Below are 23,580 nucleotides of genomic sequence, written 5' to 3' on the forward strand. Positions count from 1 at the left end.
CGAGAAATAGGAGAAAAACATGCAAGTCATTCTGTTGGAAAAGATTGGTAATCTCGGTAGCCTGGGCGATGTAGTCCGCGTCAAGGACGGTTTCGCACGTAACTTCCTGATCCCGCAACGCAAGGCACGTCGTGCCACGCAAACCGCGATCGCCGAATTCGAAACCAAGCGTGCCGACCTCGAGAAGGCCGCTGCTGAAAAGCTGGCAGCGGCTCAGGCCCAAGGCGAGAAGCTGGCGGGTTCGACCATCGAGATCGGCCAGAAGGCCGGTGTCGATGGCCGCCTGTTCGGTTCCGTGACCAACTTCGACATCGCTCAAGCGCTGGCCAAGAAGGGCTTCGTGGTCGAGAAGTCGGCAGTTCGCCTGCCTAACGGCCCGCTGAAGATCGTTGGCGAGCACGCCGTTGCAGTTGCCCTGCACACCGACGTGGTGGTCGATGTGACCATCGCCGTGAAGGGCGAGCAAGCGTAATCATTGCGCTCGCTGCAATTCAATTTGCAACAAAAAAGCCGGGTTCGCCTGGCTTTTTTGTTGCCGTTTTCCGCCCCGCATCCCGCCGTCCGTCGCGCGGCCCCGTAAAGCAAGCGCCGGGGAGCGGGGTAATCCGGTTGCCTGCGCCCGATGCCCGGCGCCACAGCCGTCTGGCCACAAGGCCCATGTCCGAGAGCAGGTTATAATGCGCGCCATGAAAGAATCATCCCGCGCCACGAAAGACTCCTTCCCGCCGTTCCGGGGTTCCTCCGATCCCGAGGTCGATTCGCTGCGGGTACCTCCTCATTCGATCGAATCGGAGCAATCGGTGCTGGGTGGCCTGTTGCTCGACAATGCCGCCTGGGACCGGATTGCCGACTTCGTCAGTCCCGAGGACTTCTATCGCTACGACCACCGCATCATCTTCGAGCACATCGTCAAGCTGATCAACGCCACCAAGCCGGCTGACGTCATCACCGTCTTCGAAGCGCTGTCCAACAGCGGCAAGGCCGAGGAGGTGGGTGGCCTGGTGTACCTCAATGCGCTGGCCCAGAACACGCCTTCGGCCGCCAACATCCGTCGTTACGCCGAGATCGTGCGCGACCGCGGTATCCTGCGCAAGCTCATCACGGTGGCCGACGAGATCTCCGGCAACGCGTTCAATCCGCAAGGCAAGGACGTCAAGCAGATGCTCGACGAGGCCGAGTCGAAGATCTTCGCCATCGCCGAGGAAGGCTCGCGCGGCACCCAGGGCTTCATGGAAATCCAGCCGCTGCTGACCCAGGTGGTCGAGCGCATCGACGAGCTCTACAATCGCGACAACACCAGCGACATCACGGGCGTACCGACCGGCTTCATCGATCTCGACAAGATGACCTCCGGCCTGCAACCGGGCGACCTGATCATCGTGGCCGGCCGTCCCTCGATGGGCAAGACCGCATTTTCGATCAACATCGGCGAGACGGTGGCCATCGAAAGCGGCCTGCCGGTGGCGGTGTTCTCGATGGAAATGGGCGGTACCCAGCTGGCCATGCGTATGCTGGGCTCGGTGGGTCGGCTCGACCAGCATCGCCTGCGTACCGGCCGCCTGCTCGACGAGGACTGGCCGCGCCTGACGCACGCCATCCAGAAGATGAACGACGCGCAGTTCTACATCGACGAGACCCCGGCCCTGAGCCCGATCGAATTGCGCGCGCGCTCGCGGCGACTGGCGCGCCAATGCGGCAAGCTGGGCCTGATCATCATCGACTACCTGCAGCTGATGTCGGGCAATGGCGGCAGTTCTTCCGAGAACCGCGCCTCGGAGATCTCGGAAATCTCGCGTAGCCTGAAGGGCCTGGCCAAGGAACTCAATTGCCCGGTGATCGCGCTGTCCCAGCTCAACCGCGCGCTCGAACAGCGTCCCAACAAGCGTCCCGTGATGTCCGACTTGCGCGAATCCGGCGCCATCGAGCAGGATGCCGACGTTATTTTGTTCATTTACCGCGACGAGGTTTACAATCCGGACTCGCCCGACAAGGGGACTGCCGAGATCATCATCGGCAAGCAGCGTAATGGCCCCATCGGCAGTATCCGGCTCTCGTTTCTGGGGCAATACACCAAGTACGACAACTATATCGGCAATCTCGCCAACCCCTACGGCGGCGATTGACGGAGGAAGTCCTGCGCTGCGCGGCTGCCATGGGGGCGCCACGCAGCGCGGGAAGATATACGCCGGAGGCGGCAATCGGATCGCCGCCGGTATAAACAGCGCCCACAGGCGGGCGCGACATATTGATGAGAGAGTGAAACATGTTTGGACGACTGATGCCGACCGAAGGCAAATTCTTTGACCTGTTCAATCAGCATGCCGAGTTGGCGGTCAAGTGTGCAAAAGAGATGGTCGCGCTGATGACCAATTTCGACGACCTCGAAATTCGCGTGCATGCCATCGAGACGGTCGAGAAGCAGGCCGACAAGGTGACGCACAACACCATCGAGTTGTTGCACAAGACCTTCATCACGCCGCTCGACCGCGACGATATCCACCAGCTGATCACCCGCATGGACGATATCCTCGACCTGCTCGAAGATGCGGCCCAGACCATTTCGCTCTACGACATCAAGGCCATCACGCCTGAGGCCAAGCGCCTGGCAGAACTGTGCCTGACCTGTGCCGAGAAGGTGCAGGCAGCCGTCGGCCTGCTGCACAATATGGACAACTCGCGCCAGATCCTGGCCATCTGCCAGGAAATCGATCGCCTCGAATCCGACGCCGATCACGTCATGCGCGCGGCCATGTCCAAGCTGTTCCGCGACGAACCCGACGTGCGTACCCTGATCAAGCTCAAGGCCATCTACGAGATCCTGGAAACCGTGACCGACCGCTGCGAGGACGTGGCCAACATCATCGAAGGCATCATCGTCGAGAACGCCTGATGTCGATGTCGCCGCGGCCCATGCGGGCCCGGTGGCACGATGACCGGCCTGTCGGCCGCCTCCAGCAAACACGGTCCTTTCCATGCATACAGTACAAATCAGCCTACATATCCTGGCGCTCCTGATCGTCCTGGCGCTGCTGTTCGATTTCATGAACGGCTTCCACGATGCCGCCAACGCGATCGCCACCGTGGTGTCGACCGGCGTGTTGCGCCCGCAGACCGCGGTCGCCATGGCCGCCTTCTTCAACCTGGCGGCGGTGTTCGTGTTCCACCAGCTGCATGTGGCGGCCTCGGTCGGCAAGGGCACCATCGACCCCAGCGTGGTGGATCACTATGTCATCTTCGGCGCGTTGGTCGGTGCGATCTTCTGGAACCTGGTGACCTGGTACTACGGCATTCCTTCCTCGTCCTCGCATGCGCTCATCGGTGGCCTGGTCGGCGCCGCGGTGGCCAAGGCCGGCACCGGCGCGCTGATCTCGGCCGGCCTGCTCAAGACGATCCTGTTCATCGTCCTGTCGCCATTGCTGGGCCTGATCTTCGGTTCATTGATGATGCTGATGGTGTCGTGGATCTTCTTCCGCTCGACGCCGCGCAAGATCGATGGCTGGTTCCGCCGGCTGCAGTTGCTGTCGGCCTCGATGTACAGCCTCGGGCATGGCGGCAATGACGCGCAGAAGACCATCGGCGTGATCTGGATGCTGCTGATCGCAGCCGGCCAGTCGACCGGCGATGCGCCGCCGATGTGGGTGATCATCTCCTGCTACTGCGCCATCAGCCTGGGCACCCTGTTCGGTGGCTGGCGCATCGTCAAGACCATGGGCCAGAAGATCACCAAGTTGAAACCGGTAGGTGGTTTCTGTGCCGAGACGGGCGGCGCCATCACCCTGTTCATCGCCACCGCATTCGGCATTCCGGTCTCGACCACCCATACCATCACCGGCGCCATCGTCGGCGTGGGCGCATCGCAGAAGATGTCGGCGGTGCGGTGGGGCGTGGCCAGCAACATCGTCTGGGCCTGGATCTTCACCATCCCGGCGTCGGCCTTCGTCGCCGCCATTGCTTGGTGGCTGGGCACCAAGATCCTGTAATACCCGCCTGGCGCGTCCAAAATGGCCCTCCCTCCCGGGGTAATGCCGTTCAGTTAAGACTGAACGGCATTTTTGCATTGATAGACCGTTCGCGCTGAGGTGATGCGCAGGATGGCCTCGAAGGCGCGCTGGCGGCAAAGTCAGCAGCGCCTTCGATATGCTGCCAAGGCAGCTACTCAGTACGAACGGGAAATAGTTTACTTTTTGTCGATCACCCAACCACCGTTCGGACTGAGGTGGTCCGCAGGACCGTATCGAAGGCGTACCGACGCCGAACGGAAAATAATCGGATGAAACGCGCTTAACTGAACAGCATTACTCCCTCCCGCGGGCCATTTTTCATGTGCGGGCGGGTGTGCCCTTGTTGTCGTGGGGACCGGGCGCAGCACCGCCACCGGACATCGAGCCCAAAAAAAATGACCACCGCGAGGGTGGTCATTGTCTTTCCAGGCAGGACAAGGCTAACTTGCGGACCTACAGCACATCGCTGGCGTGATCGGCCAGGCGCGAGCGTTCGCCGCGCGCCAGGGTGACGTGACCGCTATGCGACCAGCCCTTGAAGCGGTCGACCACGTAGGTCAGGCCGCTGGAACCTTCGGTCAGGTACGGCGTGTCGATCTGGGCGATGTTGCCCAGGCAGATGATCTTGGTACCAGGGCCGGCACGGGTGACCAGCGTCTTCATCTGCTTGGGCGTCAGGTTCTGGGCTTCGTCGATGATCAGGAACTTGTTGACGAAGGTGCGGCCGCGCATGAAGTTGAGCGACTTGATCTTGATGCGCGAGCGGATCAGGTCCTGGGTCGCGGCCCGGCCCCATTCGCCGGCGTCGCCGTCGGACTTGTTGAGCACTTCCAGGTTGTCGTCGAAGGCGCCCATCCACGGCCCCATCTTCTCTTCCTCGGTGCCGGGCAAAAAGCCGATGTCTTCACCCACGGGGACCGTCACCCGGGTGACGATGATCTCGTTGTAGAGCTTGGTCTCGAGCACCTGCGCCAAGCCCGCCGCCAGCGCCAGCAGGGTCTTGCCGGTACCGGCCTGGCCCAGCAGCGTGACGAAGTCGCATTCCGGGTTCATCAGCAGGTTCAGCGCGAAGTTCTGTTCGCGATTGCGTGCGGTGATGCCCCAGACGCTGTTCTTGGCGTGACCGAAATCGCGCAGCGTCTGCAGCACGGCGGTCTTGCCGTTGATCTGCGACACCTGCCCGTAGAACGAAGGCTCGCCGTTGCGCGGCTCGATGAAGACGAACTGGTTCACCAGCAACGACGGCACATAGGGACCGGTGACACGGTAATAGGTGTAGCCGGTGCCATGCTTGTTTTCCTGCCACGACTCCATGCCCTTGCCGTGCTTGTTCCAGAAATCATCGGGCAACTGCTGGATGCCGGAGTACAGCAGGTCGGTGTCTTCCAGGACGTGGTCGTTGAAGTAGTCCTCGGCCGGCAAGCCGATGGCACGCGCCTTGAGACGCATGTTGATGTCCTTGGACACCAGCACCACCGGACGCTCCGGGTATTGCTGGTCGAGCGCGCGCACCACGCCGAGGATCTGGTTGTCGGCCTTGCCCTGGGGCAGGCCATCGGGCAGGGCGGCGTTTTGCAGCTTGGTCTGGAAGAACAGGCGCCCCTTGGCGTCCTTGTTGCCCAGCTTGGCCAGCGGTATGCCGAGGTCGATGGCGTCTTCGGCGATGTCGCTCACCAGGGCGTCGAGCGAACGCGAAATCTGGCGCGCGTTGCGGGCCACCTCCGACATGCCTTTCTTGTGATTGTCGAGCTCTTCGAGCGTGACCATCGGCAGGTAGATGTCGTGTTCCTCGAAGCGGAACAGCGAGGTCGGGTCATGCATCAGCACGTTGGTGTCGAGCACGAACAGCTTGGACATGCCCATCTTGTCGGCGGCGCGGCTGGTGGTCGACTTGGAGCGGCTCTCCACCGCCTTGGCGCCACTCGTGGGCTTGTCGGCCGCGGCGGCCTTGGCGGTGGTGCTGCGCGCGCGTGGCGCTTGCTTGGCGGCCGGCTCGGCGGCCTTGGCCACCACAGCCCGGGCGGGCGCGGGCGGGGCGGTGTCTACGAGTGCGATGTTCGGTTTGACAGGTTTATTGCTCTCGGCCTTTGGATAGTCTTCGATGGACAATAACGCAGCTGGTTTGCTCGGCATTTTGGGCAGGGGCATCAGAACCTCGGTAATGAATGAAGAAAACACCGCTTTGTCAGAGCGAACAGGAATGGCAAGACTGCTAACGGCAAGGGAGGCGGAAAACGCAAAAGGGGGATGGCCATGGCCGGCGGAAAAGAAAAAAAGCCGCTGTGGCAGGCCTGAGGCCTAAACCAGGAACGGCTTCCGTGTGACGCTTTTCTATTTGAATTCAAAGGCTTGTTTCGATTGACCGTTATTCGTCAAGCACGGCGGGATGGTTGCCAGGCAATCGCGTCGTGGCCTTTTGATCAACCCTGCCGGCGGTCTGGCGTTGCCGGCAAGCGTGCTCTCAGGCGATGGTTTTGATGAAGGCCAGCACGTCGTCGACGTGGGCTGGAACCTTGACTCCACGCCATTCTTTCACCACTTTGCCGGTGCCGTCAATCACAAACGTGCTGCGCTCGACGCCACGCACCTGTTTGCCATACATGTTTTTCAGCTTCATGACATCGAACATGTTGCACAGCGTTTCGTCGGGGTCCGAGATCAGTTCGAAGGGCATGCCGAGCTTGCCCTTGAAGTTCTCATGCGACTTCACACTGTCGCGGCTGACACCGAAGATGTCGGTGTTGTGCGCCAGGAACTCGGGGTGCAGGTCGCGGAACTGCATGCCTTCGGTGGTGCAGCCGGGGGTATTGTCCTTCGGATAGAAGTACAGCACCAGGTTGCGGCCCCGGTAATCGGCCAGGTGGAAGGTCTTGCCGCTGGTCATGGCGGCCGAGAACTCGGGCACCGTCTTGTGGTGCAGTGATGGACGATCGGTCAAGGTGTGCCTTGTAGGTTGTTTGTTGTTGGTCGTATCGTGGCAAAGCTCAGCTGGCCTGGACGATCATCTCGCCGGAGCGGCCGGGCAATTCGCCCCAGGCAACCGGTAGGATCGGCAATACGTCGTCCTTGACGCTGGCGTGGTACTGGCCCATCGAGCACAACTCGTAGCCTTGTGCGCGCCAGCCGCCGAGCAATTGTTCGAAGATGGGGGCAAGCTTCTGCCCTTCAAGTTCGGCGTGCAGCGTGAAGACGTGATCGCGCCGCTCGCGGGTGAGCCCGAGCAGCAGTTGCGCCGCGTTGCCGGCGTCGATCAGCTTGCCGCCGATGGTACGCCCCAGGATCTCGTCGAGCGTGGGCAGCGTCGTGGGCAGCTGCACGCAGTCGAGTGTTCGACCATTGATCGACAGCCGGTGCGGGCCGGCGTCGGGATCGGCGATGCGGCCATCCTCGCGCAGCTGGACCCGGCCGTCCGATGCATAGGCGATGCCGAACTCGTCGAGCTGCAGGAAGGCATGCGGATTCATCTGCCAGCCGGCGGCGCCATGGGTGGTCGGTGCGACCCCGAAGATGTCGTGGTAACGGCCATAGGCCAGTTGCATGGTCTCCTGGGTCCAGGCGGCGTCGGCGCCGCGCACGTCGTCCTGCCATACCCGATGGTCCCAGGTGTGGATGCCGCATTCGAAGCCGGCCGCGCCGGCGCGGCGCATATGGTCGGCGCAGGTCTTGCCGATGTCGGGCGCCGGCAGCAGCGTGCCGTACATCAGGGTCTTGAGGCCATAGTGCTCCACCACCGAAGTGCGCGACACCTTGCTGAAGAAACCGGGCCGGAAGATCTGCTTGAGCGCCCAGCCGGTATGGTCGTGGCCAAGCGAAAAGAGGAAGGTGGCGCCGGCATCATGACGCCGCAACTGGTCGATCAGGTTGGGAACGCCCACGCGGGTGCCGCGATAGGTGTCGGCGTCGATCTTGAGAGTAAGTTTTGGCATGAGTGGGTGATGGTCTGCTGGATTGGCAGTTCGACAAACTGCCAACCCAGCACACTAGCATTGTGCTCGGTCGGCGACAATATACAGCGGTCCCGGAACCGCAAAAACAAACCGCGCCATCGGGCGCGGTCGGTCAGCTGGCCTGCGATGCAGGTCAATCCATCAGCGCGCGTGCTTCGGCCACCTGGCTGCGATAGGCATCGAAGATGTTGCGCAGGGTGTCGGGCATGGTGGTGACGGGCTTCCAGTTCAACTCTTCACAGGTGTTGGTGATCTTGGGCACGCGGTTCTGCACGTCCTGGTAGCCCTTGCCATAGTAGGCCGAGGAGGTGGTTTCGATCAGTTGCACCTGCTTGGCTGATTCGGCGTACTCGGGGTACTCGGCGGCCAGCGTCAGCATCATGTGCGCCAGTTCGCGAATCGAGAAGTTGTTGACCGGGTTGCCGATGTTATAGATCTTGCCGGAGGCAACGCCGCCTTCGTTGGCGATGATCTTCATCAGCGCATCGATGCCGTCGTCGATATAGGTGAAGGCGCGCTTCTGCTGGCCGCCGTCGACCAGCGAGATGTTCTCGCCGCGCACGATGTGGCCGAAGAACTGGGTCACCACGCGCGAGCTGCCTTCCTTGGGCGTGTGGATCGAATCCAGCCCGGCGCCGATCCAGTTGAACGGACGGAACAGGGTGAAGTTCAGGCCGGCTTCCATGCCATAGCCCCAGATCACGCGGTCCATCAACTGCTTGGCGCACGAATAGATCCAGCGCGGCTTGTTGATCGGGCCGCAGATCAGTTCGGATTCTTCGGAATCGAATTCGTCGTCGTGGCACATGCCATAGACTTCCGAGGTCGACGGGAACACCAAGTGCTTCTTGTACTTGGCGGCCGAACGCACGATCGGCAGGTTGGCTTCGAAGTCCAGTTCGAACACCCGCAGCGGCGCATTGACGTAGGTCGACGGAGTGGCGATGGCCACCAGCGGCAGGATCACGTCGCACTTCTTGACGTGGTATTCGACCCATTCCTGGTTGATCGTGATGTCGCCTTCGAAGAAATGCATCCGCGACTTGTAGGCCTCGTTGTCGAGGATGTCGGTAATGCGATCGGTCATCATGTCCATGCCATAGACGTGCCAATCCGTGGTTTCCAGGATGCGCTTGGACAGGTGATGGCCGATGAAGCCGTTGACGCCGAGAATGAGGACTTTTTTCATGATGTTAGCTAGTGGTTAGGCCGTGATCCAGGTGGATCAGGAGGCCATGTATTTCAGGTAATTGTTGAGCGAGGCATCCTGGTCGTTGATCTGGATGCCGAGGATCTGGAGGAAGTCGCCGTCGCCGCAGCGCGCGTACAACTTGCCCCCTTCGAAGAACTTGTCCTGCATGCCATGCGTTTTCTGCAGCGCAGGGTGGGCCGCGGGCAGCACCAGGCGGGTACGCGTGATCGTGATTTTATCACCGGCGATTTCTTCGAAGGCGCCAGGGTAGGGAGGCGCCACGGCGCGCACCAGGTTGTGGACCTCGCGCGCGGTACGTCGCCAGTCGATACGGCCATCCTCGGGCTTGCGCCCGCCGAAGTAGCTGCCCGCGGCCAGGTTGTTGGGCAGGCGGGGGGTGCGCCCCGACAGCATGGCCGGCAAGGCCGACCACAGGGTCTGCTCGGCGGCCACCACGACCTTGGCGAACACTTCGTGGGCGGTATCGTCGGGCAGGATCGGCACCGAGGTCTGCGCCACGATGGCGCCGGCATCGGGTTTGGCCGTCATCTCGTGCAGCGTGGCGCCGGTTTCGGTCTCGCCATGCAGTACCGCCCAGTTGATCGGTACCCGGCCGCGATACTTGGGCAACAGCGAGCCATGCATGTTGAATGCACCGTGCCTGGGTACGCCGAGGATTTCCTGCGGCAGCATGTGGCGGTAGTAGAAACTGAAGATGAAGTCGGGTTGCGCCGCCTGCACCTGGGCCAGCAATTGCGGCGACTTGGGATCGGTCGGGGTGATGCAGGCGATCCCGGCTTCGCGGCATAGTTGCGCCACCGAACCGAACCAGATGTTCTCGCCCGGGCTGTCTTCGTGCGACACCACCAGCGACACCCGCACGCCGCGCGCCAGCAGTACCTTCAGGCAGCGCAGCCCCACATCGTGATAGGCGAAGACGACAGCGTTCATGTGCCCTGCCTGTCGTCGTCGCTGGAATGCTCCAGGATGGCCTGGACCACATAGCGTGGTCGTGCCCGCACCTGCATGTAGATGCGGCCGATGTATTCTCCCAGCAGCCCGATCGAGAACAGGATCACGCCCATCAGGAAGAAGGTGATCGCAAACAGCGTAAAGACGCCGCCCACTTCCGCGCCCAGCATCAGGCGCCGCAGCACGATCAGCACGAACAGCGCCGCCGACGCGAATGCCAGGCCGATGCCCAGGAGCGAGAAGAACTGCAGCGGCACCAGCGAGAAGCCGGTCACCAGGTCGAAGTTGAGGCGGATCAGGCTGTAGAGCGAATACTTCGATTCTCCGGCCGAGCGCTCTTCGTGCTCGACCACGATTTCGGTCGGGTTGCGCGAGAAGGTATAGGCCAGCGCCGGCACGAAGGTGTTGACCTCGCTGCAGCGGTTGACCAGGTCGATCACGTTGCGGCCATAGGCGCGCAGCATGTTGCCCTGGTCGGTCATCTTGATGCGGGTGATCTTTTCGCGCAGGCGGTTCATGGCCTTGGAGGCATAGGTGCGCCAGGCCGAATCCTGGCGCTCGCGCCGGATCGAGCCGACATAGTCGTAGCCTTCGCGCATCTTGGCCACCAGGTTGCCGATTTCCTCGGGCGGGTTCTGCAGGTCGGCGTCGAGCGTGACCACCACCTCGCCGCGGGTGGCCTCGAAACCGGCCATGATCGCCATGTGCTGGCCGTAGTTGCCGTTAAACAGCACCACCCGGGTGACGTCCGGGCGCAGGCGGTACTGCTCGGCCAGGATGCCGGCCGAGCGATCGCGGCTGCCATCGTTGACGAAGATCACTTCATAGCTGTAGCCCAAGGCGTCGAGCGCCGGATAGAGGCGCTCGAACAGCTTGGCAAGGCCCGATTCCTCGTTATAAACCGGGATGACGACGGACAGTTCTGGTTTCATCAATGCGTAATACTGAAAATAGGCCAAGGGCCCGACACCGCGAAAATGCTGGCGCGGATCGGGCCCGGGTTGGGTGATGCCGCCAGGGCGCCGATGCTTGCCCGGGACGGGGGCAAAATCAACGCAGCACGGATTTTACCGTTTCCACCGACCGTTCGACGTCGTCTTTACTCATGACATTGAACATCGGCAACGACACGATGCGCTGGCCGACCCGTTCGGCCACGGGGAACATGCCTTCGCCGAAGCCGCGCTCGCGGTACAGCTTGAGCAGGTGGATCGCCGGGTAGTGGTAGCCGATGCCGACTTGCTTTTCCATCATCTTTTCCATGAAGACGGCACGGGTGATGCGTTCGGGCAATACCAGCTGGAACATGTGCCAGTTGGAGTTCTCGAAGTCGGCCACCGGCAGCTGGGCGCCGCTCTGGGCTTCGAAGTCGCTGCCGAAGCAGCTGAAGTAATGGCGTGCCAGCTGCTTGCGATGGGCGGTGATCGCATCGACCTGGGCGAACTGGCCCAGGCCGATGGCGGCGGCCACGTCGGTCATGTTGAACTTGCCGCCCAGCACGTCGACCTCGAGGCCGTCGAAGCCGCTGCGGGTGACCCCCTGCAAGCGGTATTTTTCCGCCAGGCGCGCCTCGTCGGCGTTGTTGAGCACCAGGAAGCCGCCTTCGCTGGAGGTGATGTTCTTGTTGGCCTGCAGGCTGAACGACACGAAGTCGCCGAAGGAGCCGATGCGGCGACCGTTCCAGGTCGAGCCAAGCGCCTGCGCGGCGTCTTCGATGACGCGCAGGTTGTGCCGCCTGGCGATGTCGTAGAGGCGATCCATGTCGACCGGCAGGCCCGACAGGTAGACCGGGATGATGGCGCGGGTGGCCGGGGTGATGGCCGCTTCCAGGCGATCGAGGTCGATGTTGCGGGTAATCGGGTCGATGTCGGCAAATACCGGCGTGGCGCCCGTTTCCAGGATCACGTTGGCCGTCGCCACCCACGAGATGGGGGTGGTGATGACTTCGTCGCCCGGTCCCACGTCGGCGATGCGCAGCGCGATCTCCATGGTGCAGGTGCCGGAGTTGAAGGTGCGCACGATGCGCCCGCCCAGGTAATCGGACAAGGCCTTCTCGAAGGCCTGCACCTTGGGCCCGCTGGTGATCCAGCCGGAGCGCAGCACGTCGGCCACGGCCGCGATGGTGGACTCGTCGATGGTGGGTTTGGCAAATGGCAGGAAGGGCAGGCTCATGGGTCTTGGTGTCCAGTCTGGCGGGTATTCGAATTCGTGATCTTGTTTTGTTGTATTGCAGCAATAGCGCGTTGCCGGCGCCGTGCGGGCAGCGCGCTATTGTAAATCAGCTTCTGGTCAACAAGACAACGCCGGCGATGATCACGCCGATGGCCAGCAGGCGCTGGGCCGAGACCACTTCGCCCAGGAAGTACCAGGCGCCCACGGCATTGATGATGTAGCCCAGCGACAGCAACGGGTATGCGATGGTGACGTCGACCCGTGACAGGCCGATGATCCACACCACCACCGAGATGACGTAGCACGCCAGGCCACCGATGATGGGCAGCTGGGTGGCCAGTTTGATGCCGGTCGAGAACCAGTTCGAGGCCGTCAGGTGGATCGCGCCCACGGCATTGGTACCGGCCTTGAGCAGCAACTGGGCCACCGCATTGAGGCAGATGCCGACGAAGATGAAGCCGAAGGTAGGCAGGTTCATGGCGCCGCCTTGCCGCTGGCGCCGGCTGCCTGTGGGTCATTGGCCACGATCACGCGTCGCGGGTCCTGGCCGATGACGCGCATGGGCAGCTGGCGTTGCTGCAGTTGCTGGTACACGCCCGGGTCGATGATGGCGATGTCCTTCTTGCCAGCGGCGTGGTCGGCCACCCATTGTGCGACGAAGGCATCGATGGTGGGCAGCCACAGTTGCGGTTCCTGCTTCAGGCCGAACGACAGTTCGTCGGCATGCTGCACCATGATCATGGTGCGTTGCAGGTAGAACGGCAGCGCCTGCTCGTAGCGACCCACCACGTAGATCGGGGTCTCCGGCTTGAGCTCGGCCTGTATTGCGGGAACGTAATCGATGCCGGCCGAATAGCGGCCTTGCGGGTCGTGACCCAGCATCAGCAACTGGCCGGCGATGAAGGCGCTGGCCGCCAGCGCCGTGACGGCGGCGTCCTTGTGCTGGCGTGCCAGACGGATGGCGGCGATGCCGCCGACGAAGAACAGCAGCGCCGCGGCGTACAGGTAGGGCACATGCGCCTCGACCAGGGGCCGGGCGAAGTCGTTCTTGGCCATCGACGGCACGCGCGGGATGAAGGCCAGCGCCACTGCGCTGGGCACGGCCACCAGCGAGCCGGCCCAGGCCAGCGCCTTATGGTCGGCGCGTTCCAGGTAGCTGGCGATGAGCAAGGCCAGCGCCGGGAAGATCGGCAGGATGTAGGAGGGCAGCTTCGAGCCCGAGATGCTGAAGAACACGAAGATGAACGCCGACCACACCAGCAGCAGCTTGCCGGGCTGGAAGCGACCGCCGTTGATGCTGTGGTAGCCGCCGCTGTCACGCTGGTCGCGCATGCCCTGCCACAGGCCCTGGAAGAACACGCCCAGCCATGGCACGATCCCCAGCAGCAGGATCGGGACGAAGTAGTACCAGGGGCCGGGGCGACTGTGGATCTTGCTGGTGAAGCGCTGGAAGTGCTCGTGGATGAAGAAGAACTCCGGGAACTCCGGGTTCTTCAGCGACACCGCCACGAACCACGGCGTGGTGATGACGAAGAACAGGATCAGCCCCTTGACCAGGTGCAGCCGCTTCCAGATCGCCCAGTCGCGGGCCAGGACGGTGTACAGCACCAGTACCGCGCCCGGCAGCACGATGCCGATCAATCCCTTGGACAGCACCGCCAGCGCCATGCCGGCCCAGCACAGCAGCATCCAGTTGCGCTGGCTCTCGTGCGAGGCGCCGTTGCGCTGGCCCAGCAGCAGGGCGCACAGGGTGATGGTCATCATCCCTGCCAGGCCCATGTCGAGCGTGTTGATGTGCGCCATGCCGGCCCAGAAGAAGCTCGAGCCCAGCACCAGGGCGGCGTAGAAGCCGACCCGGCCGTTCATCACGCGGGTGCCGGTGTAGGCGGCCAGGCCGATGCCCAGCAGGCCGCACAGCCCGGTCCAGAGCCGCGCCTGCCACTCGCCCAGGCCGAACAGCTCGAAGGTGACGGCGTTCATCCAGGTCTGCAGCGGCGGCTTCTCGAAGTACTTGATGCCGTTGAGGCGGGTGGTGATCCAGTCCTGGGTGGCGACCATCTCGCGCGCCATCTCGGCATAGCGGCCTTCGTCCGACGGCACCAGCGTGCGGGCGCCGAGCATGGCAAACCAGACCAGCAGGAACAGGATGAGCAGCGTCCAGACGAACGCTTTCGATTTGTACAGGTCGCGCATTACGGCAGTTTCCTTGTGCGTGTTCTTGGGTTTCTTGTCGCGCCGGGCCGCGGCGATCAGGGCTGGCCGGGCAGCACCAGCGCCAGGGCCACCTTGCGACCCTCGGCCATCAGGATGTTGTAGGTGCGGCAGGCAGCCTGGTTGTCCATGCATTCGACGCCGATGCGGCGCGCCGTCAGCGCCATGATCAGCTTGGGATGGATGAAGCGCTGGCGCTCGCCGGTGCCCAGGATCACCACGTCCGGCTGGGTCGCCTCGATCTGTGCGAAGTCGGCCGCGGTGAGGGCGTCGAAGTCGCGCACCGGCCAGGCAGCGGGCTCGCTTTCAGGCAGCACCACCAGGCTGTGCGTGAAACGGATCGCATTGAGTTCGACCCCGTCGGCGTCGTAGGCGGTGACGGTCTGGTACTGCTTGGTTTCGGTTGAATGGAGCTTCATCGCGGGATGGGCTGGCACACATCCGGAGCATCGTTGGTCGGCAGGGCCGTGATGTCATTCCGACATGCATTGCAGCGAACAGGTCGTAAAGTGCAGCATTGTAGCCGTTTCCTTTCCGGCAGCGCCTATTTGATTGATAAATTGGACAGCTTTGGGCAAAATGGCCGGTTCCCATTGTCGGTTCGGGCGCGCCACCACGCGTGACCCGGGCGACAGTTCGCGGCAGACCCGAGCGGCGCGTTCCCCGGCGCGCCGTTGGCAAACAACTAGAGGAATGGCTGTGCGACCGATTCAGAAATCCAGGAAACTGGCAGATGTGTGTTACGACATTCGTGGCCCCGTGCTGGAAAAAGCGCGGCAGATGGAAGAAGAAGGCCACAAGATCATCAAGCTCAATATCGGCAACCTGGCCGCGTTCGGCTTCGATGCGCCCGACGAGATCGTGCAGGACATGATCCGCAACATGGGCAATGCTTCCGGCTATACCGATTCGAAGGGGTTGTTCGCGCCGCGCAAGTCGGTCATGCACTACACCCAGCAAAAGCATATCGAGGGTGTCACCATCGACGACATCTATCTCGGCAACGGCGCCTCCGAGCTGATCGTCATGAGCGTCAACGCCTTGCTCAACACGGGCGACGAAGTGTTGGTGCCATCGCCGGACTACCCGCTGTGGACCGCCGCGGTCAGCCTCTCGGGCGGTACTCCGGTGCATTATGTGTGCGACGAGCAGGCCGGCTGGCAGCCCGATATCGACGACATCGGCAAGAAGATCACGCCCAATACCAAGGCGATCGTGGTGATCAACCCCAACAACCCGACCGGCGCGCTGTACTCGGTGGACGTGCTCAAGGAAATCATCGAGCTGGCGCGACGCCACCAGTTGATCGTGCTGGCCGACGAGATCTACGACAAGGTGCTCTACGACGGCAATACCCACACCTCGCTGGCCTCGCTGGCCGACGATGTGCTGTTCATCACCTTCAACGGCTTGTCGAAGAACTACCGCTCGTGCGGCTACCGGGCCGGCTGGATGGTGGTGTCGGGCGAGAAGAAGCATGCCCGCGACTACATCGAGGGCCTCAACATGCTGGCTTCGATGCGGCTGTGCGCCAACGCGCCGGGCCAGTTCGCGATCCAGACCGCGCTGGGCGGCTACCAGAGCATCAACGACCTGGTGGGGCCCAACGGCCGCCTGACCAAGCAGCGCGACCTGGCCCACAAGCTGCTCACCGAGATTCCCGGCGTGACCTGTGTCAAGCCGAAATCGGCGCTGTACATGTTCCCGCGCCTGGACCCCGAGATCTATCCGATCAAGGACGACCAGCAATTCGCCTACGAACTGCTGGCCGAGGAAAAGGTACTCATCGTGCAGGGTACCGGGTTCAATTGCCCCACGCCGGATCACTTCCGGGTGGTGTTCTTGCCCAACACCGATGACCTGACCGAGTCGATGGGCCGTATCGCCCACTTCCTCGAGGCGTATCGTCGTCGCCACGGCACCGCCTGAACGGCGCCCTGGCAGCATCGCTTGCAGCACCCGCTCCCGGAGCTACGCCCGGGAACGGCATTTTTTTCAACTCGAAGACAATATGAAATCCATCAAAGTAGGTTTGCTCGGCATCGGCACCGTGGGTTCCGGTACTTTCAATGTTCTCAAGCGTAACCAGGAAGAGATCGCGCGCCGCGCTGGCCGCGCCATTGAAATTACCCTGGTGGCCGACCTGGACACGGCGCGCGCCACCGAGCTCACCCGCGGCGAGGTCAAGGTGGTCAACGACGCCAACCTGGTGGTCAATGACCCGGATATCGATATCGTCATCGAGCTCATCGGCGGCTACGGCATCGCCAAGGACCTGGTCTTGAAGGCCATTGCCAATGGCAAGCACGTGGTCACGGCCAACAAGGCCCTGATCGCCACCCATGGCAACGAGATCTTCAAGGCCGCGCAGGAAAAGGGCGTGATGGTCGCCTTCGAGGCCGCCGTGGCCGGCGGCATCCCGATCATCAAGGCGCTGCGTGAAGGCTTGACGGCCAACCGCATCCAGTGGATCGCCGGCATCATCAACGGCACCACCAACTTCATCCTCTCCGAGATGCGCGACAAGGGTCTGGACTTCGATGTGGTGCTAAAGGAAGCGCAACGCCTGGGTTACGCCGAGGCCGACCCGACCTTCGACATCGAAGGTATCGATGCGGCCCACAAGCTGACCATCATGGCCTCGATCGCCTTCGGTATCCCGGTGCAGTTCGAGCGCGCCCACGTCGAAGGCATCACCCGGCTGCAGGCCAGCGACATCACCTACGCCGAGCAGTTGGGGTATCGCATCAAGTTGCTGGGCATGACGCGCCAGACGGCGGCCGGCATCGAGCTGCGAGTGCATCCCACGCTGATCCCGACGGCTCGCCTGATCGCCAACGTCGAAGGTGCCATGAATGCGGTGATGGTGCGCGGCGACGCCGTGGGCGAGACGCTGTACTACGGCAAGGGCGCCGGTTCCGAGCCGACCGCCTCGGCAGTCATCGCCGACCTGGTCGACATCACCCGCCTGGCCACCGCCGAGCCGGGCCACCGCGTGCCTTACCTGGCGTTCCAGCCCAATGCCATGGCCGACACGCCGGTGCTGCCGATCGGCGAAGTGACCACCAGCTACTACCTGCGCATGCGCGTGGCCGACAAGCCGGGCGTGCTGGCCGACGTGACCCGCATCCTGGCCGACTCGTCGATCTCGATCGACGCCATGCTGCAGAAGGAACCGGGCCAAGGCGAGCAACAGACCGACATCATCATGCTGACCCACCAGACCCAGGAAAAGAACATCGAGGCCGCCATCGCCAGCATCGAAGCCCTGGCCACGGTGGTCGGCCAGGTCACCAAGATCCGCCTGGAAGAGTTGAACTGATCGACGCCGGAGAGGCCGGAGTGCGCACGGCAGGGGCAACCCTGCAGCCATGAAAAAACGGAGCATAAAGCTCCGTTTTTCGTTGGTGCGGCGGGGTGCGGCTTATTTCTTGAGCTCGAAGCCGCATACCGCCTGCAGCATGGCTTCGCCTACCGATACCGGCTTGGGCTTGGAAAACTCCATTCCCTTGAGGGCGTCGGAATGGTCGCGCTTGTCGCCCTTGCCGTCGCTGTCGGCGTAGATGATCTCGCGCACCAGCTTCATGCTGCCGGCCTTGCAGTTGTACTGGTGCAGGTCCTTGTACGACTTGAGCGTGGGAAACCCGGTATCACCCTTGTTTTCGCGCGCTTCCTTGAAGTTCCACAGCGACCACGCTTCGCGGATGCCGCCACTTTCGACGATGGAATCGGTGTCGATCAGCAGTTCGGACTGGTCCGAACCACCCAGCGACTGCCAGTTCTCCGCATGGACAGGGGCCGCCGCCAGCAGGGTGCCAAACAGGCCGGCGCTGGCCAGCAACGTCTTGATCTTTTGAGTCATGCTGTCTTCTTCCTTGTTGAGTTCAAACGCTTGCCGAGGCGATTTGCCCGCCGGACACGACCGTGCGGGCTTTGCTCGAAGTGCCGCAGCATAGCCCGAGGTGCGCGGGCTTTCAAGGGTGGTAACGTTTTATTTCACACGCGCGGGCATGTATTCACTGCAATGCTGACAGGCCGGCTTGGATGCGGGAGATTGCATCGACCTTCGTAACGCAGTGCAGGCGGTCATCGTGCCGCCAGCCACTCCATTTCCGGCGCGAGGGCTCCACGTCAAATACCAGGTTTTGCGGGCAGGGACGTTATAATGGCGACCCTTGTCGTATCTCCACGCATCCTGCTGCCATCAAACGCCATGCAATACGTCTCCACCCGCGGTCACTCGGCCACTCCTTCCTTTTCCGAAATCCTGCTCGGCGGCCTGGCGCCGGACGGCGGGCTGTACCTGCCGCAGCAGTATCCGCAGGTGAGCGGCGCCGAGCTCGACCAGTGGCGCTCGCTGTCCTACGCCGACCTGGCTTACCAGGTGTTGCGCAAGTTCGCCACCGATATCCCCGAGTCCGATCTCAAGGCGCTGGCGCACAAGACCTATGGCGCCGACGTCTATTGCAATGCCCGCAGCGGCGACGATGCCAGCCAGATCACGCCCTTGCGCACGCTGGAGCACAAGGACGGCAACAAGCTGGTATTGCAGGCGCTGTCGAACGGCCCGACCCTGGCCTTCAAGGACATGGCGATGCAGTTGCTGGGCAACCTGTTCGAATACGCGCTGGCCAGGAAGGGCGCCGAGCTCAACATCGTCGGCGCCACCTCGGGCGACACCGGCAGCGCGGCCGAGTACGCCATGCGTGGCAAGCAGGGCATTCGCGTGTTCATGCTGTCGCCGCACAGGAAGATGAGCGCGTTCCAGACCGCCCAGATGTTCAGCCTGCAGGACCCGAATATCTTCAATATCGCCGTCGAAGGCGTGTTCGACGACTGCCAGGATATCGTCAAGGCGATTTCCAACGACCTGGACTACAAGGCGGCCCAGAAGATCGGGACCGTCAATTCGATCAACTGGGCGCGGGTGGTGGCGCAGGTGGTGTATTACTTCCGTGGGTACCTGGCGGCCACCGACAGCAACGACCAGAAGGTTTCCTTTACGGTGCCGTCGGGCAATTTCGGCAATATCTGCGCCGGCCACATCGCGCGCATGATGGGCCTGCCGATCGACAAGCTGGTGGTGGCCACCAACGAGAACGACGTATTGGACGAGTTCTTCCGCACCGGCGTGTACCGGGTGCGCAAGTCGGCCGAGACCTATCACACCAGCAGCCCCAGCATGGACATCAGCAAGGCGTCCAATTTCGAGCGCTTCGTGTATGACCTGCTGGGCCGCGACAGCGTGCGCGTCAAGGCCCTGTTCGACAAGGTCGAGAACGCCGGCGGCTTCGACCTGACCGGCAAGCCCGGTAGCGACGGCGACGAATTCGCCAGCGTGATCAAGTACGGTTTCGCCTCGGGCCGCTCGACCCACGACGATCGCCTGGCCACCATCCGCTTCGTCCAGGAAAACTACGGCATCACGGTCGATACGCATACCGCCGACGGCATCAAGGTCGCACGCGAGAACCTGACCCCGGGGGTGACCATGATCGTGCTGGAGACGGCCTTGCCGGCCAAGTTCAACGAGACCATACGCGAAGCGCTGGGGCGCGACGCCGACCGTCCCGCCGGGTTCGAGAACATCGAATCGCTGGCGCAGCGCTTCGAGGTCATGCCGGCCCAGGCCGATCGCATCAAGGCCTACGTGGCGCAACATACGGGGCTCTGAGCGTCGGGCGTGGTACGGCAACCGATTCGGCGCCGCCGGGGCCAGGCCCCGTGCGGCGTTTTTCTTGCCGGTCAGCGCCGGCGCTAGCGAGCCGGTACAATCCGGAGTCGCTCCAAGCGCGCGCCACCGGACAGGCGACGAGCCAACCAGGGCGTGCAGCCTGCGCGCCGAACATCAACAGTCGACAGGGTCATCATGCAGTCCAATCCCCCCTCATCAAACGCGACCCGCGCGCCCCTGCAAAGCGTGGCAGAGGCGCTGGAGACCTTGCTGGCCGCTGCCGCGCCGGTGGCCTCGCACCAGGTCGTCGCCACGCTCGACGCCAGCGGTCGGGTCCTGGCCGCGCCGGTCGAGGCGCACATCGACGTGCCGGGCATGGACAATTCGCAGATGGACGGCTACGCCGTGCGCGCCGCCGATTGCGGCAGCGGCCAGGCGCGGCTGCAGGTATCGCAGCGGATCGCGGCCGGCCACGTCGGCCAGGCGCTGGAGCCGGGCACGGCCGCGCGCATCTTCACCGGCGCCATGCTGCCGCAAGGCGCCGATGCCGTGGTCATGCAGGAAGCCTGCGAAGTCGACGGCGAGCATGTCGTCGTCAACCATGTTCCCAAGCCGGGCGAGTGGGTGCGCTATACCGGCGAAGACATTCGCCAGGGCAGTGTCATCCTGCCGGCAGGGACCTTGTTGCGGCCCCAGGAGCTGGGGCTGGCCGCCTCGGTGGGCCAGGCCGAGCTCGAGGTCTACCGGCGCCTGCGGGTGGCGGTGTTCTTCACCGGCGATGAATTGACCATGCCCGGAGAGCCGCTCAAGCCGGGTGCGATCTACAACTCCAACCGTTTCCTGCTGCGTGCCCTGCTGCAACGGCTCGGTTGCGCGGTCAGCGACTACGGCATCGTACCCGACAGCCTCGAGGCTACCCGCGATACCTTGCACCGTGCCGCGCAGGAACACGACCTGATCATCACCAGCGGCGGCGTGTCGGTGGGCGAGGAAGACCATGTGCGGCCGGCGGTCCAGGCGCAGGGGCGCATCGACATGTGGCAGATCGCCATGAAGCCGGGCAAGCCGCTGGCGTTCGGCGAAGTCCATCGTGCCAGCGATACGCCGGGCGGCGCCTTCTTCATCGGCCTGCCGGGCAACCCGGTATCGTCCTTCGTCACGTTCCTGGTCTTCGTGCGGCCCTTCGTGTTGCGCCTGCAGGGCCAGCCGCGCCAGGCGGTGTTGCCGCGCGCGGTGGCCATGCGTGCCGATTTCGACTGGCCGCGCGCGGACCGTCGCCAGGAGTTCCTGCGGGTGCGCCGCAACGCCGCCGGCGGCCTCGACCTGTTCGCCAGCCAGGGCTCGAACGTGCTGACCTCCACCGTGTGGGGCGACGGCCTGGTCGATAACCCGCCAGCGCAGGCGATCGCGCGTGGCGACATGGTGCAATTCCTGTCATTTGATCATTTGCTCAACTAGTGGCTGCCGATGCCAGGGCCGCACACGTGCGCAACCGGATTCATCTCGCGCGGCGGCCCGGCCGGCGCCTCATCGAAAAGGAAGTTCCAGCATGAAAATAGAATTACGCTTCTTTGCCAGCGTGCGCGAAGCCCTGCAGACCTCCAACGAGATCGTCGACCTGCCGGCCAGGGTGGTCACCGTGGGCGATGTGCGTGCCTTCCTGATCGGGCGCGGCGGCATCTGGGCCGAAGTCCTGGCGCCCGAGAAGAACCTGCGCATGGCCTATGACCACGACATGACCGAAGCCTCGACCCCGATCGCCGAAGGCGGCGAAGTGGCGTTCTTTCCGCCGGTCACCGGCGGCTGAGCCAGCAGGATCCAGTCAATTGCGGCATCATGAGGGCCGCGGGCGCCGCTGCGCATAGGCCACGCCCAAGTGCTTCCCGGCAGTGACAACGGGGCCACGATCCGTTTCTTTGGGAGGAGACCGGGCATGTCGCCAACATGTCCGACCAAGAGGGGATGCAAAAGACATCGTGCAACGATGCGCATTCATCCACACCTGAAGAAGGAACACTCGTGATATCGACTCAACTGGCCGCCTGGGCGGCCCAGGATACCCAGCTCTTGCTGGTCACGCTGATGGCGCTGGTGGCCATCGTGGTGCTGATCAGTTTCCTGTCCATCGCGCCTTTCCTGGCGATCCTGATCGGCACCTTCGTGGCCGGCATCGGCGCCGGCCTGCCGCTGGAAGAAATCGCCAAGGCGTTCAGCAAGGGCGCCGGCAGCATCCTCGGCGAAGCGGGCATCATCATCGCCCTGGGCGCCATGCTGGGCGCGCTGATGGCCGACTCCGGCGCGGCCGACAAGATCGTCACCACCTTGCTGCGCTACGCCCGCGGGCGCGCGATCCCCTGGATGATGGCGGCGGTGGCCCTGGTGGTTGGCCTGCCGCTGTTCTTCGAAGTGGGCCTGGTGATGATGGCGCCGATCATCTTCGTCATGGCGCGTCGCTCCGACATGCCGATCATGCGGGTGGCGATTCCGGCGCTGGCCGGCATGACCACGCTGCACGCGCTGTTGCCGCCGCATCCGGGCCCGCTCATTGCGGTGGCCGCGCTGCATGCCGATCTCGGCACCACCATGTTGCTGGGCTTGATCGTGGCGATACCGGCGGTGATCATCGCCGGTCCGCTGTATGGCAATTTCCTGGCACCGCGCCTGAACGTGGCCGAGCCGGACCAGATCGGCAAGTTGTTCCAGGCCGGTGAGCGGCAGAGCCAGCCGGGCTTCCTGGCGTCATTGGTGACCATCCTGCTGCCGGTGGTGTTGATGCTGGGGCGGACGGTGGCCCGGATCTGGGTCACGCCCAAGACCGAGCTCTACGAGATGCTCAACTTCTTCGGCGAGCCGATCATCGCGCTGACCGTCACGGTGCTGTTTGCGGTGGTGGTGCTGGGCTGGTCGCAGGGCGCCAGCCGTTACGACGTGGGTGCCACGCTGCGTCGCGCATTGCCGCCCATTGCCGGCCTGCTGCTGACCATCGGCGCCGGTGGCGGACTCAAGCAGGCGCTGTTGACCGCCGGCATCAGCGATACCATCACCAAGATCGCCGCCGGTACGCACGTGCCGCTGATCCTGCTGGCGTGGATCATTGCCGTGGCGCTGCGCCAGGCCACCGGCTCGGCCACCGTGGCCACCACCGCCACCGCCGGTATCGTCGCGCCACTGGTGGCGGGCCTGTCGGCGACCCACAATTCGCTCATGGCGCTGGCCATCGGTGCCGGTTCGGTGTTTTTCTGCCACGTCAACGACGCCGGGTTCTGGATGGTCAAGGAATACTTCGGCCTGAACCTGAAGCAGACGCTGGCGACCTGGTCGGTGATCCAGACCCTGGTCTCGGTGATCGGCCTGGGCATGACGCTGCTGTTGTGGGGATTGCTGGTCTGAGCGGCAGGGGCCGTGCTGCCG

General features: G+C 63.3%; 21 protein-coding genes. 10 read left to right on the forward strand and 11 right to left on the reverse strand.

Annotation, left to right across the window (positions count from 1 at the left end; translation table 11 throughout):
* Positions 1-19: 19 nt before the first annotated feature.
* From rplI to PMI40_RS06510, 4 genes are all read left to right on the forward strand, one after another.
* Positions 20-472, forward strand: coding sequence for a 50S ribosomal protein L9 (gene rplI, locus PMI40_RS06495; RefSeq protein WP_008113367.1), 453 nt, complete (start codon positions 20-22; stop codon positions 470-472).
* Positions 473-677: 205 nt separating this feature from the next.
* Positions 678-2,123, forward strand: a complete 1,446-nt coding sequence (locus PMI40_RS06500) for a replicative DNA helicase (RefSeq protein ID WP_008113369.1) — start codon at positions 678-680, stop codon at positions 2,121-2,123.
* A gap of 140 nt (positions 2,124-2,263) precedes the next feature.
* Complete coding sequence (locus PMI40_RS06505; RefSeq protein ID WP_008113371.1) at positions 2,264-2,890, forward strand: DUF47 domain-containing protein; 627 nt, start codon at positions 2,264-2,266, stop codon at positions 2,888-2,890.
* Positions 2,891-2,972: 82 nt separating this feature from the next.
* On the forward strand, positions 2,973-3,980 hold the full coding sequence (locus PMI40_RS06510; RefSeq protein ID WP_008113372.1) for an inorganic phosphate transporter: 1,008 nt from the start codon (positions 2,973-2,975) through the stop codon (positions 3,978-3,980).
* Between the two features lie 474 nt (positions 3,981-4,454).
* Here the strand turns inward: PMI40_RS06510 and PMI40_RS06515 are convergent, their stop codons facing one another.
* The 10 genes from PMI40_RS06515 to PMI40_RS06560 form a co-directional block, all read right to left on the reverse strand.
* A complete protein-coding gene (locus tag PMI40_RS06515) occupies positions 4,455-6,149 on the reverse strand; it encodes a PhoH family protein (protein ID WP_008113373.1) in 1,695 nt (564 codons plus the stop codon).
* A gap of 313 nt (positions 6,150-6,462) precedes the next feature.
* Complete coding sequence (locus tag PMI40_RS06520; RefSeq protein WP_008113374.1) at positions 6,463-6,939, reverse strand: peroxiredoxin; 477 nt, start codon at positions 6,937-6,939, stop codon at positions 6,463-6,465.
* A 46-nt stretch (positions 6,940-6,985) separates the two neighbouring features.
* A complete protein-coding gene (locus tag PMI40_RS06525; RefSeq protein ID WP_008113375.1) occupies positions 6,986-7,927 on the reverse strand; it encodes a polysaccharide deacetylase family protein in 942 nt (313 codons plus the stop codon).
* Positions 7,928-8,081: 154 nt separating this feature from the next.
* A complete protein-coding gene (locus tag PMI40_RS06530) occupies positions 8,082-9,137 on the reverse strand; it encodes a bifunctional UDP-4-keto-pentose/UDP-xylose synthase (RefSeq protein ID WP_008113377.1) in 1,056 nt (351 codons plus the stop codon).
* A 36-nt stretch (positions 9,138-9,173) separates the two neighbouring features.
* A complete protein-coding gene (locus PMI40_RS06535) occupies positions 9,174-10,091 on the reverse strand; it encodes a formyltransferase (RefSeq protein WP_008113378.1) in 918 nt (305 codons plus the stop codon).
* Positions 10,088-11,044, reverse strand: a complete 957-nt coding sequence (locus PMI40_RS06540; protein WP_008113380.1) for a glycosyltransferase — start codon at positions 11,042-11,044, stop codon at positions 10,088-10,090. The genes PMI40_RS06535 and PMI40_RS06540 overlap by 4 nt, the downstream gene beginning before the upstream one ends.
* A gap of 118 nt (positions 11,045-11,162) precedes the next feature.
* A complete protein-coding gene (locus PMI40_RS06545) occupies positions 11,163-12,284 on the reverse strand; it encodes a DegT/DnrJ/EryC1/StrS aminotransferase family protein (RefSeq protein ID WP_008113386.1) in 1,122 nt (373 codons plus the stop codon).
* 106 nt (positions 12,285-12,390) lie between these two features.
* On the reverse strand, positions 12,391-12,762 hold the full coding sequence (locus tag PMI40_RS06550) for an EamA family transporter (protein ID WP_008113387.1): 372 nt from the start codon (positions 12,760-12,762) through the stop codon (positions 12,391-12,393).
* Positions 12,759-14,477 (reverse strand): glycosyltransferase family 39 protein, encoded by a 1,719-nt coding sequence (locus tag PMI40_RS06555; RefSeq protein WP_008113388.1) that lies wholly within the window; start codon positions 14,475-14,477, stop codon positions 12,759-12,761. The genes PMI40_RS06550 and PMI40_RS06555 overlap by 4 nt, the downstream gene beginning before the upstream one ends.
* 56 nt (positions 14,478-14,533) lie before the next feature.
* Positions 14,534-14,914, reverse strand: a complete 381-nt coding sequence (locus PMI40_RS06560) for an Mth938-like domain-containing protein (RefSeq protein WP_008113389.1) — start codon at positions 14,912-14,914, stop codon at positions 14,534-14,536.
* Between the two features lie 280 nt (positions 14,915-15,194).
* On the opposite strand from PMI40_RS06560, the gene PMI40_RS06565 reads away from it, so the two are divergent.
* Entirely contained in the window at positions 15,195-16,424 is a 1,230-nt protein-coding gene (locus tag PMI40_RS06565; protein ID WP_040501749.1) for a pyridoxal phosphate-dependent aminotransferase, read from the forward strand.
* A gap of 82 nt (positions 16,425-16,506) precedes the next feature.
* Positions 16,507-17,817 carry a homoserine dehydrogenase gene (locus PMI40_RS06570; protein WP_008113393.1) on the forward strand — a complete coding sequence of 437 codons (1,311 nt, stop codon included), beginning with the start codon at positions 16,507-16,509 and terminating at the stop codon, positions 17,815-17,817.
* Between the two features lie 102 nt (positions 17,818-17,919).
* Here the strand turns inward: PMI40_RS06570 and PMI40_RS06575 are convergent, their stop codons facing one another.
* The gene (locus PMI40_RS06575; protein WP_008113396.1) at positions 17,920-18,357 is read right to left on the reverse strand and encodes a surface-adhesin E family protein; all 438 of its coding nucleotides are present in this window, start codon (positions 18,355-18,357) and stop codon (positions 17,920-17,922) included.
* Between the two features lie 351 nt (positions 18,358-18,708).
* Here PMI40_RS06575 and thrC point away from each other — a divergent pair, with 351 nt between their 5' ends.
* From thrC to PMI40_RS06595, 4 genes are all read left to right on the forward strand, one after another.
* Positions 18,709-20,169 (forward strand): threonine synthase, encoded by a 1,461-nt coding sequence (gene thrC / locus PMI40_RS06580; protein WP_008113398.1) that lies wholly within the window; start codon positions 18,709-18,711, stop codon positions 20,167-20,169.
* A gap of 195 nt (positions 20,170-20,364) precedes the next feature.
* Positions 20,365-21,627, forward strand: coding sequence for a gephyrin-like molybdotransferase Glp (gene glp / locus PMI40_RS06585; RefSeq protein ID WP_008113399.1), 1,263 nt, complete (start codon positions 20,365-20,367; stop codon positions 21,625-21,627).
* 91 nt (positions 21,628-21,718) lie between these two features.
* Positions 21,719-21,976, forward strand: a complete 258-nt coding sequence (moaD, locus tag PMI40_RS06590) for a molybdopterin converting factor subunit 1 (RefSeq protein WP_008113402.1) — start codon at positions 21,719-21,721, stop codon at positions 21,974-21,976.
* Between the two features lie 212 nt (positions 21,977-22,188).
* The gene (locus PMI40_RS06595; protein ID WP_008113404.1) at positions 22,189-23,559 is read left to right on the forward strand and encodes a gluconate:H+ symporter; all 1,371 of its coding nucleotides are present in this window, start codon (positions 22,189-22,191) and stop codon (positions 23,557-23,559) included.
* Positions 23,560-23,580 lie beyond the last annotated feature (21 nt).

The sequence above is a fragment of the Herbaspirillum sp. YR522 genome (assembly GCF_000282575.1).
GTDB lineage: Bacteria > Pseudomonadota > Gammaproteobacteria > Burkholderiales > Burkholderiaceae_D > Herbaspirillum.